13 protein-coding genes are annotated in these 13779 nt (G+C 68.0%); 9 read left to right on the top strand and 4 right to left on the bottom strand.

From position 1 onward, the window contains the following. The first annotated feature begins 4 nt into the window (after nucleotides 1-4). Complete coding sequence (locus I7X12_RS05945) at nucleotides 5-1180, top strand: inorganic phosphate transporter (RefSeq protein ID WP_198062937.1); 1176 nt, start codon at nucleotides 5-7, stop codon at nucleotides 1178-1180. 76 nt (nucleotides 1181-1256) lie between these two features. On the opposite strand, the gene I7X12_RS05940 is transcribed toward I7X12_RS05945, so the two are convergent. Further along, a complete protein-coding gene (locus I7X12_RS05940) occupies nucleotides 1257-2093 on the bottom strand; it encodes a universal stress protein (RefSeq protein ID WP_198062936.1) in 837 nt (278 codons plus the stop codon). Between the two features lie 373 nt (nucleotides 2094-2466). Between I7X12_RS05940 and I7X12_RS05935 the strand changes: the two genes are divergently transcribed. The 3 genes from I7X12_RS05935 to I7X12_RS05925 all read left to right on the top strand — a co-directional run bounded on the left by I7X12_RS05935 (nucleotide 2467) and on the right by I7X12_RS05925 (nucleotide 4198). After that, nucleotides 2467-2619, top strand: a complete 153-nt coding sequence (locus I7X12_RS05935) for a DUF7512 family protein (RefSeq protein WP_198062935.1) — start codon at nucleotides 2467-2469, stop codon at nucleotides 2617-2619. Continuing rightward, entirely contained in the window at nucleotides 2619-3653 is a 1035-nt protein-coding gene (locus I7X12_RS05930; protein WP_198062934.1) for a sulfite exporter TauE/SafE family protein, read from the top strand. The genes I7X12_RS05935 and I7X12_RS05930 overlap by 1 nt, the downstream gene beginning before the upstream one ends. Before the next feature lie 140 nt (nucleotides 3654-3793). Next, on the top strand, nucleotides 3794-4198 hold the full coding sequence (locus I7X12_RS05925; RefSeq protein ID WP_198062933.1) for a helix-turn-helix domain-containing protein: 405 nt from the start codon (nucleotides 3794-3796) through the stop codon (nucleotides 4196-4198). A 45-nt stretch (nucleotides 4199-4243) separates the two neighbouring features. Here I7X12_RS05925 and I7X12_RS20670 read toward each other — a convergent pair whose 3' ends face one another. Further along, the gene (locus I7X12_RS20670; protein ID WP_269750354.1) at nucleotides 4244-4366 is read right to left on the bottom strand and encodes a hypothetical protein; all 123 of its coding nucleotides are present in this window, start codon (nucleotides 4364-4366) and stop codon (nucleotides 4244-4246) included. A gap of 46 nt (nucleotides 4367-4412) precedes the next feature. Here I7X12_RS20670 and trxA point away from each other — a divergent pair, with 46 nt between their 5' ends. Both trxA and I7X12_RS05915 read left to right on the top strand, forming a co-directional pair. Then, nucleotides 4413-4772 (top strand): thioredoxin, encoded by a 360-nt coding sequence (gene trxA / locus I7X12_RS05920; protein WP_198062932.1) that lies wholly within the window; start codon nucleotides 4413-4415, stop codon nucleotides 4770-4772. After that, on the top strand, nucleotides 4773-5810 hold the full coding sequence (locus tag I7X12_RS05915) for an NAD(P)/FAD-dependent oxidoreductase (protein ID WP_198062931.1): 1038 nt from the start codon (nucleotides 4773-4775) through the stop codon (nucleotides 5808-5810). 61 nt (nucleotides 5811-5871) lie between these two features. Here I7X12_RS05915 and I7X12_RS20775 read toward each other — a convergent pair whose 3' ends face one another. Next, complete coding sequence (locus I7X12_RS20775) at nucleotides 5872-7176, bottom strand: hypothetical protein (RefSeq protein ID WP_332309549.1); 1305 nt, start codon at nucleotides 7174-7176, stop codon at nucleotides 5872-5874. Nucleotides 7177-7298: 122 nt separating this feature from the next. On the opposite strand from I7X12_RS20775, the gene I7X12_RS05900 reads away from it, so the two are divergent. Continuing rightward, nucleotides 7299-7682 (top strand): hypothetical protein, encoded by a 384-nt coding sequence (locus I7X12_RS05900; protein WP_198062930.1) that lies wholly within the window; start codon nucleotides 7299-7301, stop codon nucleotides 7680-7682. Between the two features lie 27 nt (nucleotides 7683-7709). Here I7X12_RS05900 and I7X12_RS05895 read toward each other — a convergent pair whose 3' ends face one another. Then, entirely contained in the window at nucleotides 7710-7973 is a 264-nt protein-coding gene (locus tag I7X12_RS05895) for a hypothetical protein (RefSeq protein ID WP_198062929.1), read from the bottom strand. A gap of 127 nt (nucleotides 7974-8100) precedes the next feature. On the opposite strand from I7X12_RS05895, the gene I7X12_RS05890 reads away from it, so the two are divergent. Together I7X12_RS05890 and I7X12_RS05885 are read left to right on the top strand one after the other, a co-directional pair. Then, nucleotides 8101-8703 (top strand): sulfite oxidase-like oxidoreductase, encoded by a 603-nt coding sequence (locus I7X12_RS05890; protein ID WP_198062928.1) that lies wholly within the window; start codon nucleotides 8101-8103, stop codon nucleotides 8701-8703. 206 nt (nucleotides 8704-8909) lie between these two features. Next, nucleotides 8910-13778 carry a hypothetical protein gene (locus tag I7X12_RS05885; protein ID WP_198062927.1) on the top strand — a complete coding sequence of 1623 codons (4869 nt, stop codon included), beginning with the start codon at nucleotides 8910-8912 and terminating at the stop codon, nucleotides 13776-13778. The last annotated feature ends 1 nt before the right edge of the window (nucleotide 13779 follow it).

Here is a 13779-nt window from a genome sequence, read left to right as displayed (position 1 = left end):
GCTCATGGATCCATCTGTCGTCGGCCTGTTCCTCGTCGCCGGAGCCGCGAGCCTGTTCATGGCGTGGGTGATCGGCGCGGGGTCGAGCGGTGCGACTCCCTTCGCCCCCGCGGTCGGTGCCAACGCCATCTCGACGATGCGAGCGGCCTTCGTCGTGGGGATCTTCGGGTTCGCGGGCGCGGTCGTCCAGGGGGCGAACGTCTCCGAGGCGGTCGGTCGCGGCCTCGTCGGCGGCATCTCCCTCCCGGTGACTGGCGTCATCGTCGTCCTCGCGATCGGCGCGGGGTTGATGGCGGTCGGGATCCGGACCGGCTACCCGATCGCGACGGCGTTCACCGTCACCGGCTCGGTCGTCGGCGTCGGGCTGGCGCTGGGTGGCTCGCCCGTCCCGTCGAAGTACCTGCAGATCGGCGCGGTCTGGCTGCTGACGCCGTTCGTCGGCGGCGGGCTGGCCTACGCGATCGCGAGCGTCCTCCCGCGGGTCGACGTGCCCGAACGCTACAGCGTCGCGACGCTGGCCGCGCTCGTCGGCGCCGTCCTTGCGAACGTCGAGTTCGCGTACGTCGGTCCGGGGAAGACGGCGGGCTCGTTCGTCGGGCTCGCCGGGCGAACCATCGACGTCGCGACGGTCGGGCCGGTCGCGGTCTCGGGGGTCGTCGCGCTCTCGATCGGTGTCCTCGTCTGGTGGGACGTCCGACGGGACACGAGCGGCGGGCTCCGGCGCGTGCTGCTCGCGCTCGGGTCGCTCGTCGCCTTCTCCGCGGGCGGGAGTCAGGTCGGCCTCGCCGTCGGGCCGCTGCTCCCGTTGCTCGACTCGGTGGAGATGGTCCCGGTAGCGGCCGTGCTCGTCGGCGGCGGACTCGGGATCCTCGTCGGCTCGTGGACCGGCGCCCCGCGGATGATCAAGTCGCTGGCGCGGGACTACTCCTCGCTGGGTCCGCGCCGGTCGATCGCCGCGCTGGTCCCTTCCTTCCTGATCGCACAGCTCGCCGTGCTGCTGGGCGTCCCGGTCTCGTTCAACGAGATCGTGGTCAGCGCGATCATCGGCAGCGGTGCCGCCGTCGGCGGCAGCGACGCGGTCAGCGCGCGCAAGATCGCCGTGACCGTCGGCGCCTGGGCGGGGTCGTTCGCGCTCGCGTTCGTACTCGGCTACGGCTCGATCGCCGTGTTGCCGGTCTGAACCGGCTGCTCCTCACGACTTCCTTCCCGAAAATCGTGCCGTGGCGGTCCGCCGATCCGTCGAGACGGACGGCTCGTCAGGTCGTCCGGGGCGGCGGGACCAGGTAGACGTTCCCGCTGGCCCGGGCGACCAGGTCCTCGGAGACGCTCCCGAGCATCAGCCGGCGGATCCGACTCTGCCCGCGCGACCCGACCAGCGTCGTGGTCGGCGTCACCGCCGTCTCGACGTCGAGGATCTCCTCGGCGGGGTCGCCACGTCGGACCTCGATCGCCGTCTCGATGTCCCAGTCGTCGAGCGTCTCGGCGAGTTCGGCGAGGCGCCCCTCGGGGTCCGTCTCGCCCTGATCTTTCGGCGATTCGACGTGGACGAGCGTCGCCTCCTGGGTCGCGTGACGGAGGTACGAGAACGCGTCGAAGGCCCGTTCGGCGTTCTCGGAGAAGTCGGTGGCGTAGAGCACCCGCTGGAACAGGTGCTCGCGGAGCACCGCCGGCTGGTCGTCCTCGCGTTCGACGCGGTTGACCAGCAGCGGGACGACGGTCGTCCGCGCGAGATTCCGGGCGGTCGAGCCGATGACGCGGTTGGCCAGCGGGCTCTGTCCCCGCGAGCCGACGATCGTCAGGTCCGCCCGCACCGTCTCCGCGATCCCGTTGATGCGCCGGTAGGGGGTCCCCCGGACGACGTGGGTCTCGACGCCGAAGCCCGCCGCCTCCATCACGCCGCGGTAACGGTCGAGCGCGCGCTCGCGGCGCCCCTCCAGGTCCAGTCCCGGCATCCCCGGATGGACGTTCGAGGGGACGACCGTCACCAGGTGGATCGTCTCGACGCCGATCCGTTCGAGACACTCCAGACAGGTCTCGTTCTCGATGGCCGCCTCGCTCGCCGCCGAGAGGTCCGTCGCGTAGATCGCTCTCATGATCGGACCGACGCGTCGCTCGTATAATATTGTTTGGATTAAACAATACAGGTGCGCCGAAACGCGTCCCACGTCGCTCGCCGACGGGCCGATCGACCGGATCCGACCCGGTCGAGATCTGTCGGCGAACCCGCTCGGGCCCACTCGCACCGATCCGCGCGCGAGCGACACCTGCACCGTTTCGAGCCCCCCTCGAACCGACCGTTCGCGACCGAATATCTCCATAACGTACGGAAATATTCGGGTGAGTTAGCGATGCCATCCGCTGCAGTAATATTGTATTGCGGTCCCAAAACCGTTAAATGTAGTAGTCGACTACCGGGACGTGAGTAGAAATCCATGAAACGCGCAATATCGATCGAGGTGTCGACGAATGTTCGGGCTTGAGAGCGCGGCCGGCGTCGACGGTGCCGCGCTCGTGATCGGGGTCGTACTGGTGGAGGCGATCGTCCTGTACGTCGGCTACGGGTTCCTCGAACGCCTGGTCGGCCCGCGGCTCGTCGCGGCGCTGCGGGGTGATTCGTGATGGAGCTGTTCGGCGTCGCAGTCACCCTGCTCGCGTTGTTCGCCGGCTTCGGGGTACTGATCGGTCTCCTCTTCGGCTTCTTCGGGATGGGGGGGTCCTTTCTCGTCACGCCCGCGCTGATGGTGATGGGCTACGAGACGGACGTGGCCGTCGCCTCCGGGCTGGCGTTCGTGTTCGCCACGTCGGTGATCGCGACGCTCAAACACCGCGACCTCGGCCAGGTCGACTACAAGCTCGGCGTCCTCATGATCGCCGGGACGACCGCGGGGATCGAGGTCGGGAAGCTGGGGCTGCACTGGCTGCAGGACATCGGGCTGGCCGACACCGTCGTCAGCGTCATCTACGTCGCCCTGCTGGGCGGTATCGGCGTGTTCATCACCTACACCGCGACGCGGGGTGGTGGCGGTGGCGGCATCAGCCACGACGCGGAGGGCGAGGCCGACGTCGACGACGAGGACATCCCCGACATCGCCAAGAAGATCCAGTCCTACCGGGTGCCCCCGATGATGAACCTCCGCGGTGGCATCTCCGTGTCGCTGTGGATGATCCTCGGGGTGGCGTTCGCGACCGGCCTGCTGTCGGGGTTCCTCGGTGTCGGTGGCGGGTTCATCCGCATGCCCGCGCTGTTCTATCTCATCGGCGTGCCGGTCCCGGTCGCCGTCGGGACCGACCTCTTCGAGATCGTCTTCTCGGGCGGGATCGGGAGCTTCCTCTACGCGATCGACGGGGCGGTCGACCTGTCGATCGTCGTCCCGCTGCTGGCCGGGAGCGCCCTCGGCGCGCGGCTGGGCGCCGCGGCGACCGACCTCGTCGACGAGGACGAGATCAAGGTGTACTTCGGCGTGATGCTCCTGCTGGGCGCGCTGGCCGTCGCGATCCGCAAGGTCGGAGAGTTCGCGGACGTCCCCGTCCTCCAGACGGTCTCGCTGGTCGTCATCCTCGGCGCGGCCGCGCTCGTCTCCGGCGCAGTCGTCGTCAGTTCGGTCCGGGCCCTCCGGTCGGAGACCGGCTACTCGACCACCACCGCGGACTGACGACCGCCTCCGCGTCCGGTCGCCGCCCCGGACCGACTCCCCGCCTCCTCCCGCTCGTCGTCCCCCCGACTCGTGGATGAAATTGTGCAATCTATGCACAAGTCTTATGGTCGCGTATTGCTTAACTTCGAGTGATACAGATGCCAGATTCGATGTCGGAACAACTGCAGCAGGACATGGAGTGCGAGGGGCTGTTAGAGTGCTTCCACGGGCTCAAACAGCTCGACAGGGACGTCTTTCAGGCGCTGGTCTCCACCGACGAACCGCTCACCGTCGACGAGGTCGCCGACGCGGTCGACCGCGAGCGTTCGACCGCCTACCGTGCCGTTCAGCGGCTGCTCCAGTCCGGATTCATCCAGAAAGAGCAGGTCAACTACGACCAGGGTGGCTACTACCACGTCTACAAACCGACCGATCCCGACAAGATCGCCGACGACATGCAGCGCATGCTCAACGACTGGTACGCCAAGATGGGCCAGCTCATCCAGGAGTTCGAGACGAAGTACGAGGGGACCGACGTGGCCGCCAGCTCGGCCGAGAGCTGACCGACTCGTTCGCTCGCCTCCCGCTCCCCGCGTTCTCCCACCGTTCTACCCGGTCGCCTCGTCGCCGCGCTCTCGACCGTCCGGCTCGTCCTGGCCGCTTCGCTCCCGTATCCGGTCTGTCGTCCAGCTCGGACCGCGCCGGTCGTCGAGCGGACGATGGTCTTGCATACTATGTCCAAAACTCTTAATTACTGACGGCGCGTAGCGAGGATCGATGACAGTCGAATCAGCTCCCGATGCAGACGCTACCGCGCCCGAGGCGCCCCGTCAGGTCGACGGGCGGGCCGCCCTGGACGAGTTCGTCGCGGACAACGACGTCGTCCTCGCGGACTTCTACGCCGACTGGTGCGGGCCGTGCCAGATGCTCGAGCCGGTCGTCGAGACGCTCGCGGCCGAGACCGAGGCCGCGGTCGCGAAGGTCGACGTCGACGCGAACCAGCAGCTCGCCGGCGCCTACGGCGTCCGCGGCGTCCCGACGCTCGTGCTGTTCGCCGACGGCGAGCAGGTCGAGGAGGTCGTGGGCGTCCAGGGCGAGGACCAGCTCCGAGCGCTGATCGGGAGGTACGCCGAATAGATGAGCGAGGGCACCAGGAACCTGGTGATCGCCGGGTCCGGCGTCGCCGGGCTCTCGGCGGCCGTCTACGCGGCGCGGGCCGACCTCGACCCGCTCGTACTGGAGGGCGACGAGCCCGGCGGGCAGCTGACGCTCACGACCGACGTCGAGAACTACCTCGGGTTCCCCGAGGGCGTCGGCGGGATGGACCTCGTCCAGCGGGGCCGCGAGCAGGCCGAGCGGTTCGGTGCGGAGTTCCGCCACGGCACCATCGAGTCGGCCGACCTCACCGGCCAGCCCAAGCTGCTGGAGTTGTCGACGGGCGAGCGGCTGCGAACGCGCGCGCTCGTCGTCGCGACCGGCGCGAGCGCCCGCTGGGTCGGCGCCGACGGCGAGGACGAACTGATGGGCTACGGCCTGTCGACGTGTGCCACCTGCGACGGCGCCTTCCACAGGGGCGACGACGTACTCGTCGTCGGCGGTGGCGACAGCGCGATGGAAGAGGCCCTGTTCCTCGCGAAGTTCGCCGACTCCGTGACGGTGCTGCACCGCCGCGAGGAGCTGCGGGCCTCGGAGATCATGGCCGACCGCGCGCGCGAGCACGACGACGTCGAGTTCCGATGGAACACGGAACTGCTCGCCGTCCAGGGCTCCCAGGAGGCGGGCGTCACCGGTGCGAGGCTCGTCTCACACCCCGACGGGTACCCGACGGAGCAACGCGAGGCCGGCGAGGACGTCACCGTCGAAGAGGTCGATATCGGCGGCGTCTTCTACGCTATCGGCCACGAACCGAACACCGAGTTCCTGCGGGACACCCCGGTCGAACTCGACGGGGGCGGCTACGTGCGCACTGCCGACGGCGTCGACGCGTGGGCCACGACGGCGACAGCGACCGACGGCGTCTTCGCCGCAGGCGACGTGATGGACCGCGAGTACCAGCAGGCCGTCACCGCCGCCGGCATGGGCAGCATGGCCGCGCTCGACGCCGAGACGTGGCTCGAGTCGAACGACCCGGTCTCGGCGGAACCGGAATCGGTCCCCGCGGAGCCCGGGGACTGAGCGACCCGGCAAGGTGGGGTCGCCGCGAGCCGTCCGTGGTTCGGACGGAGTCTAGCGCGATTCAGCGGGCGCTTCGCTCGTCGAGCCACCGGATCAGCGTCTCGACCGGGCCGGCGAGGGAGGCGTGGCCCCACAGCGCGACGACGAGTCCACCGGCCACGTCGAAGACCAGATCGAGCATCGTGTCGGTCAGGCCGTACTGGATCAGCACGTCGCCGACGCCGGTGGCCCGGGCGAACTCGGCGACGAGGAACTCGACGACTTCCCAGACGACGCCGGCCGCGACGACGACCAGCACGACGAACACCGCGAGCAATCGCGGCGGGACCGACACGGAGTCGGAGTGGTCCACGACGGCACGGACGGCGGTGTACCCGACGGCGGCGACGACCGACGCCGACAGCGCGTGGGCGAGGTGGTCGTACCACCAGACGTTGTCGTAGGGGCCGGCGATGCCCACCGCGTGGACGAACACGGCCCCCGTGATCCAGAGGACGAGTCCGGGGTCCGCCGCCAGCCGGTAGTCCCGTTCGAGGGCGGCCGGGAGTTCGGTGACGACCAGTGCGGCCGCGCAGTTGACCACGACGCCCAGATGTCGGTCCACGAGCCCGGCGACCAGCAGCGCGACGAGCGCGAGCTGGAGCGTTCGGGCGAGCAGGCGCTGGCGACGCTCGGTGACGCCGAGCCGGTCGCGGATCCGGCGCGACGGCACCGCGGTGTCGGGCGTGGTCGACGCCGGAGTCGAGTCCGCGGCGGCGGTGACGGCCGGATTCGACGGCGGATCCCAGGGGACCCGCGCGTTCGCGGCGCCAAGCCGTCGCACGTAGGCGGTGAAGCCGACGCTGGCGGCGACGCCGGCGACCGTCGCGGCGGTGAAATCTATCATCAGCGCCCGCAAGCTCGGCACGAGCGCCGTCCCGAGCAACAGATCCGAGAGCCACGCGGCGACAGCCCAGACGCCCGCCGTCGCCAGCGTCGCGACCACGACGAAGACGACGGCGAATCGGTCGGACAGTCGGACGGCCGTGAACAGGTGGAGTTCGACCGCGAGGACGAGCGCCAGCGCCGCGACCGCGAGGTGTGCAGCCAGCGGCCGGGTCGCCGCCGGGAGCGCGACCCCCCCGGCGAGCGGCAGGACCGTCACCGCCAGCACCTCCCACGGGAGCATCTCGGAGGCGGTCCGGGCGGCCAGCGGTGGGACGACCGCGAGCGCGAGGACTGCCGCGGCGAACCCGAGCCACAGGACCCGGCCGCTGACGGTGTGACCGACCGCGAGCAGGACTACCCCGACCAGCAAGGCCCAGGCTATCGCCGCGTTCACCCGCGCGCTCCGCACGAGCGCTCCCAGCCCCCCTGTCGTGTCCATGGTCCGTACGAGAGAGACGCGTGGAGACATCTTCTAACCGCTGGTGGAGCACCCGTCGATCGCCGTCCCGCCGCCGAGCGGCCGAGCGGGGTCCTTTTCGGGCCGCCACACCGATCCCGGATATGGTCTCGGAACCGCTGGACGGGCGAGCGCTCGCGCGGCGATTCGCGGACGCGGTCGCGACCGCTGACCCGGGGGTCGTCGACGACGGAGAGCTGTCGGTCGTCGACGAGCGGGTCGAGCCGGACCCGACGGTCGACGGAACGGTCGCCTACGCGGTGGCGGCCGGATCGCGAACGCTCGCGGACGTCTCCGTACATCCCGAGCGGCTACGCGTCGAGTTCCGTGTCGCGCCCGAAAAAGCGGCTACTGCGGCGACGGACGCGGGACTGCGCGTTCGACCGAAAGCGACGAGACCGCCGCGGACGCTCGTGTTCGTCGAGGTCGCCGCCGAGATCGAGCCAGCGATAGCGACGTTCGGGGCAGTGCTGGCGTCGCTCGAGTGAGCGGCGGTCGGTGTACCCGGTCCGTCCTCACTCGCGCTCGGTACGGGCGGTCGCAGTTCCCTCTTCGACGTGGTCGAGACAGCGGATCTCCCCGGATTCGGTGTCGAAAGCGAACGGGTCGCCGGGGGCGATCCGCCGGCCGTCGACGGCGCAGCCGTCGCCGTGGCCCAGAAAGTACCGCCCCTCCTCGCGGCCGGTCTCCAGGCGACCGGCCTGGACGGCGAACTTGACGAGCCCCTCGCCGATCTGGGTGCGCTCGGGCGAGTCGGCTTCGAGTCTGATGACGGGCATCGCGGGTCGCCCGGACGTATCGGCGCCGGACCCATAAACCGTCGGCCGGCCGCCGCAGGCTTCGGTGGCGACGGCACGCGGCGTTCTCAGACCGGTCGCTTAGGGGCCGTCCCGCACAAGGAGGTCCATGGGCATCCGCGACGTGACCGACATCCACGAGGAGTTCGACGGCGACCGGCTCCCGCCGGGCCAGCGCGAGACCGAGCGGTTCCCCGTCCTCTCGCTGAAAGACACCCCCGACTTCGATCCCGACGAGTGGACGTTCACCGTCCGCGGCGCCGTCGAGGAAGAACTGACCTACTCCTGGGACGAGTTCCGCGACCTTCCCACCGACACCCAGCGCCAGGACTTCCACTGCGTCACCGGCTGGAGTCGCTTCGACAACGAGTTCGTGGGCGTGCCGTTCCCGGAGATCGCCGAGCGCGCCGGGGTGGCCGACGACGCCGTCCACGTCATGTTCGGCGCGATGGACGGCTACACGACGAACCTCCCACTCGACGAGTGCATGCGACAGGAGGTCCTGTTCGTCCGCGAGCTCGACGGCGACCCGCTCCCCTCAGACCACGGCGGCCCGCTGCGTGTGGTCACTCCCCACAAGTACGCCTACAAGGGCGCCAAGTGGGTCGACGGCGTCACCTTCCTCACCGAACCCCAGCGAGGCTACTGGGAGAAACGCGGCTACTCCAACACCGCCAATCCCTGGGCCGAGGACCGCTACACGACGATGTGACCGGTCTGCGGCGGACGCGACGGTCGACAGTGCCGAATTCGGGGCTGGGCCGTCCGGACGTCGCTGGGGCGGCTCGAATCGAGCTCGACAGCGCCGCTGCTGGTCGGCAGCGATACGCCTGTTCTCTCGCCAATCACTACACAAACCTGTTCCGGTAACGTGTAATATAGGTAGTGTTTTGTACCGGGGCGGTTCTCGTTCGTGTCATGGGATCTATTGGTCGCCTGGGGGCAGTGGTGGCTGCCTACCTGCTGGTGACGGCGACGTTCGCGCCGCTGGTCTCGGTCGGGGTGGTCGAGGCGGGTGGCAACGAATCAATCACGGCGGACAACGCGCCCCAGTCACTGAAGGCACAGGCGGTCGACGACACGAGGGAACTGACCGCGACGAAGGGACGGTTCGAGTCGGCGCGCGACCGCGCTGTCGGCCGATTCAACGATTCGCGGCGACACTATCGCGGACCGGTCCGCGCGTCCTCGACGAAACTGTTCAATCACGACGCGAAGGGGATCCAAGCGTTGCGGGCGTTCGCCGGGACCGACACGGAGGCCAACGCGACGGCGGTCGCAGACGCTGTCGTGCGGATGGATAACCGGACTGCCTCCCAGGAGATAACCGATGCCCGACGGCTGCTGAACGACTCTCGCGAAGCGATCGACAACGAGGGGATCGTCCGCAGTATGGAGGCGCATCTGGACAACGCCGAGCGGACCTACGACCGCGCCGAGGAGACGATGTCTCGGGCGCGCGACGTAGACGGACGGCGGGCGCTCCGGTTGCGTGCGAGCGCGATCCGGCAGTTGCGAGAGACATGGCGACAGGCCCACTTCGTCGTCGAACGGGCGGTCGAGCGGACGAACGCGACGTTGCCTGTCGGGACCATCGGCGAGGGCAACGAGACTGGCGCTGGTGACGGCAACGAGACCGACGGACGGCTCGACGGGAACGTCTCGGCGACGGTCCTCTCCAGAAACGACCCGATCCGGAACCGGAGCGAACCCGGCAACTACACCGTCGGCGTGAACGTCTCGGCGGACGGTCCGGTCTCGCTGGAGACGCTCGCGGCCGCAGTCGACGGCGAGCGCGTCGCCGAACGGAACCTCTCCGGCCTGACCGTCACCGAGAACCGAAGTCTCCCGGTCGCCGTCTCGGTGCCGCTCGACGCGGGCGGGAACCGCGTTCGTGTGACCGTCGCCGGGAACAACGGAACGACCGGCGCGAACGCGACACTCAGGCTCGACGGTGACGGCCTGAACGCGACCTACGAGACCGAAGTCCTCGGGACGGACCCGCTCGACCCCGACAGCGACTCGTCGGCGACCGGCGCCGACGAGGCCGACGACGGGACGATCGACGGTCGGGCGGACTTCGACGACGACTCGCTCGGGACACTGACCGAACACGACATCGGGACCGATCCGCTCGACGCCGACACGGACGGTGACGGCCTGACCGACCGCGAGGAGTTCCTGACCGAGACCGACCCACTCGTGGCGGACACGGACGACGACGGGACCGTCGACGGCGCGGAGGACCCCGACGGCGACGGACTGACCAACGCCGAGGAGGTCGCCGAGGGAACCGCGCCGCTGTTCGCCGACGGCGACGCCGACGGCGTCTCCGACCCTGCCGAGTTGGCCAACGGGACGGACCCGCTCGACGCCGATTCGGACGGCGACGGCCTCACCGACGCCGAGGAGCCGACCGCGCCGTTCGAGACCGACCCGCTCGACCCCGATACCGACGGCGACGGCGTCGACGACGGCAACGAGACGTACACGACGCGGATCGAGAACGAGACGATCGGCGTCTCGCTGTCGGTAACGGGCGCGGGGAACGTCGCCAGCGGTGTCACGGTCGAGGAGACGCCGAGTCCGCTGGGCAACGAGACCGTCAGCGCCGGGCCAACGGTCCACATCGAGAACCGGACGAGCTTCCAAAGCGCGACGCTCACACTGGCGATCGCGAACTCGCGCGACCCGTCCGAGTACGACGACCTGGCGGTGTACAAGTGGGACGGGACGCGCGGCGGCGACTGGCACAACGTTGGCGCTACGTTCGACCGGGCGAACGGGACGGCGACGGTGACGACCGATTCGTTCTCGTACTACACGGTCATCGACGTGGACAGCTGGCGGTCGGCTCGCCGGGTCGACGGCGTCGCGCCGGTCGATCTCGAGACCGAACGGGACGCGGGTCGGCTCTCGTGTTCGGGCGATTGCAACGTGACGAACGCGACGGCGACGCTGGGCGGGACGCCGGACGCCAGGGAGATCGTGGTCCGGCAGGGCGACCGGGAGTTCTCGGTCGTGCCGCTGAGTAACGGTCAATCGATCCAGAAATTCTACAACTACGGGAGCGCGCAACTCAACTCGCCGCTCCCGGTCGCGGCGAGTGATACGAGTCGGTTGTTCTTCTGGGCGGGCCCCAACGGACTGAGCCTCGTCACGGTTCACGATCTTCCGAACGACGGGTCGGGTGGCGCGGCATCGCTCGATATCTCGGGGCTTCCGACTGAAGAGGGCCGGTGGGTCGTCAGAGACGACCAGCTACCCGCGAAAGACGACTACTCCGACGACGGGATGGACCCCGATTGGACCTGGAACGGGCAAAACACCGACGGCGGCGCCTACCGCGGCGGGCTGGTCAACTCGACGTTTACCGTCGCGTCGGCGTTCGGCAGTGCCGCGCGACTCGAACCGCTGACGACGGGCGAAATCACCGATTGGCAGTTCCTCACCGGCCAGGCGACTGACCCGCGCAACGTCAGTCTCGACGTGGACGAGCCGATCACCATCGAAGTGCCCGAGACGCGGGAGCAGGCCAGCGGTTCCGACCGCGCGATGAACGGCTCGCTCGAATGGAGTTACGACGTGCCGTCGGCGGTCGGCGACCGCGGGCTGGACCTGACCTACCAGACCGAGCAGACGGGGATCGACCCCAACGCGACGGTGGTCGTGAGCGGGTACGAGCAGGCGGCCGACCCGCGGAATCGCCGTCAGATTACCGAACGGTACAATCTGACGCTGGGGACGGTCGGGACGGTGCGCCAGTACCTTCCGCTGGACGCGTTCCAGCCGGGCACTGACGTGACGGTGCGGGCGGTGTCGGCGAACGTCTCGACGCGGCTGCAGGTGACGACGCGGACGGACACCGATGGCGACGGGCTGTGGAACGGCTGGGAGAACAAGACCTACACGTACGAGCACGGGGCGGCGACGGATTCGGGCCGCACGACCGGGCGGATACGGCCGACCCAGACGTTCAACACGTCCTGGAAAGACCCGGACACTGACGACGACGGGGTTGCCGACGGTCAGGAGTATTCGGTGCGGCGACTGCCCGCGAACGAGACGCGCGAGACGGTGCGGCTGGTCGCCAATTCGACGACCCATCCGACGATGCCCGATACCGACGGCGACGGCTTGCTGGACGACGAGTTCCGCGGCTGGAACATTACCGTCGTCGAAACCGCAAGTGGCGACCCGTATCGGTACTACAACCGTTCGAAAAGCGATCCACCGGAGAGCGGACGAACGGTCGAGAGCCTACACGTCGCTTCGGACCCGCTGGACCGTGACACTGACGGCGACGGTCTCGTCGACGGGGTCGAGAAAGCGACCACGTTCACCGACCCCAAGTCGGAGGTAACGTACGAACTGACCGAGCAGCATCAAGACCTCATCGAGGATCTGGCAGCGGATGGCCGTGCGGGTGTGGCTATCGGCGCGCATATCGTCGAGCGCCGTGGGCAATTGTCGTCGCTGGAGTTGACCGACCGGACCGACGACTTCGACTTCGTCCGGCCGACGTTCGGGCAAGATCTCGCCAGAGTGGACTTCCACGCGCTGGATTCGGTCGTGCGGACGGACACGTGGCTCTCGAACGAGGAAGAAGTCGACAAATCGGTCGTGTTCAACGGGAGCGTCAATCCGTGGGATCCTGACTCGGACGACGACGGGCTGACCGACGGGCAGGAAATCCACGGGGTGACGGAAACCGTCAGTGCCGGCCTCGTCGAGATGGACGAGTCGGTGAGTTACGAGACGGATCCGACGGACCCGGACACGGACGGCGATGGGTACTGGGACGGCTGGATCGGGGTGTACGGTGTCGACTGGAGCGACAACGTGATCCTGTATCAGGAACATCTCTACACCGGTGACGGGGTCGAAGGCGACGAGGTGGTCCCACAACAGGTCGGCACACATCACGTTTCAGGACCGGTACCGGGCGCAGATGTCGACAGCGACGGCAAACGCGAACACTCGAACATCCACCTGGGCGAGACGTACTGGGACGGCAAAGCGGGACATTCGGCAGATCCGATGGGCGCAGGATCCGAACCCGACCTCAACCTCGCTGTCGAAGTCGACCGGTACGAGAACGCTTCCGCCCATCCGATCGGGTTCGAACAATTGTTCGAGAACGTTAGCAACAACTACGCACTGTACGGATTCAATGTCACGTTCACTATGTCTGATACGTTTTCCCGCTCCCGCCTTCGAACCAAACTACTCCCCTACGGAAAGGTGGGACTACCGATAGGTTACGAAGAGAGTGTCGCTTTGGAGCAGATCGAGCACGATGATAAGTCTAAGCTCTACACCTTCGTGACAACGAAAGGCGCCGAGAACTCCGGGTACCTCGCTCCGAGCTTCAACGGTACCCAAGGCATCGCTTCGACGAACGGAAACGATGTGGGTGGATTCGGATGGGGTGTCCTCGTGTTTACACGGGATCACAACGGATCGAGAAACCACAGTCGTTCGACTCATCTCCAGAAGACCATCACCCACGAAATCGGGCACATACTCGGAGCGGGTAGAGCAGACGATGGGAAGGGACTCAATCCATTTGGCGAAATATACAGCGGTGCTCAGAGAAACGGAATTGACGAGACTTTGGAATACTCCGGAATACCCGGGTACAATGACCCACGTTGGAGCGTGATGACTCGCGGCTGGGTTGACGACCTCAACGCCCCACCGATGAACGGGAACTACATCGCATTCAGCCTCGAGGAGCTATCGACGATCGAATTCAATAACATCGCGACTGTGAGGAGGGACTAGT

Origin of the sequence: Halosimplex litoreum (assembly GCF_016065055.1) — an archaeon.
Taxonomy (GTDB): Archaea; Halobacteriota; Halobacteria; order Halobacteriales; family Haloarculaceae; genus Halosimplex; species Halosimplex litoreum.
The sequence above is the reverse complement of the archived record's forward strand: the minus strand, read 5'-3'. Positions and strand labels throughout refer to the sequence as shown.

Coding starts and splice junctions, on each gene's coding strand:
- I7X12_RS05945 (WP_198062937.1), top strand. CDS start 5: ATGGATCCATCTGTCGTCGGCCTGTTCCTCGTCGCCGGAGCCGCGAGC.
- I7X12_RS05940 (WP_198062936.1), bottom strand. CDS start 2,093: ATGAGAGCGATCTACGCGACGGACCTCTCGGCGGCGAGCGAGGCGGCC.
- I7X12_RS05935 (WP_198062935.1), top strand. CDS start 2,467: ATGTTCGGGCTTGAGAGCGCGGCCGGCGTCGACGGTGCCGCGCTCGTG.
- I7X12_RS05930 (WP_198062934.1), top strand. CDS start 2,619: ATGGAGCTGTTCGGCGTCGCAGTCACCCTGCTCGCGTTGTTCGCCGGC.
- I7X12_RS05925 (WP_198062933.1), top strand. CDS start 3,794: ATGCCAGATTCGATGTCGGAACAACTGCAGCAGGACATGGAGTGCGAG.
- I7X12_RS20670 (WP_269750354.1), bottom strand. CDS start 4,366: ATGCAAGACCATCGTCCGCTCGACGACCGGCGCGGTCCGAGCTGGACG.
- trxA (WP_198062932.1), top strand. CDS start 4,413: ATGACAGTCGAATCAGCTCCCGATGCAGACGCTACCGCGCCCGAGGCG.
- I7X12_RS05915 (WP_198062931.1), top strand. CDS start 4,773: ATGAGCGAGGGCACCAGGAACCTGGTGATCGCCGGGTCCGGCGTCGCC.
- I7X12_RS20775 (WP_332309549.1), bottom strand. CDS start 7,176: ATGGACACGACAGGGGGGCTGGGAGCGCTCGTGCGGAGCGCGCGGGTG.
- I7X12_RS05900 (WP_198062930.1), top strand. CDS start 7,299: ATGGTCTCGGAACCGCTGGACGGGCGAGCGCTCGCGCGGCGATTCGCG.
- I7X12_RS05895 (WP_198062929.1), bottom strand. CDS start 7,973: ATGCCCGTCATCAGACTCGAAGCCGACTCGCCCGAGCGCACCCAGATC.
- I7X12_RS05890 (WP_198062928.1), top strand. CDS start 8,101: ATGGGCATCCGCGACGTGACCGACATCCACGAGGAGTTCGACGGCGAC.
- I7X12_RS05885 (WP_198062927.1), top strand. CDS start 8,910: ATGGGATCTATTGGTCGCCTGGGGGCAGTGGTGGCTGCCTACCTGCTG.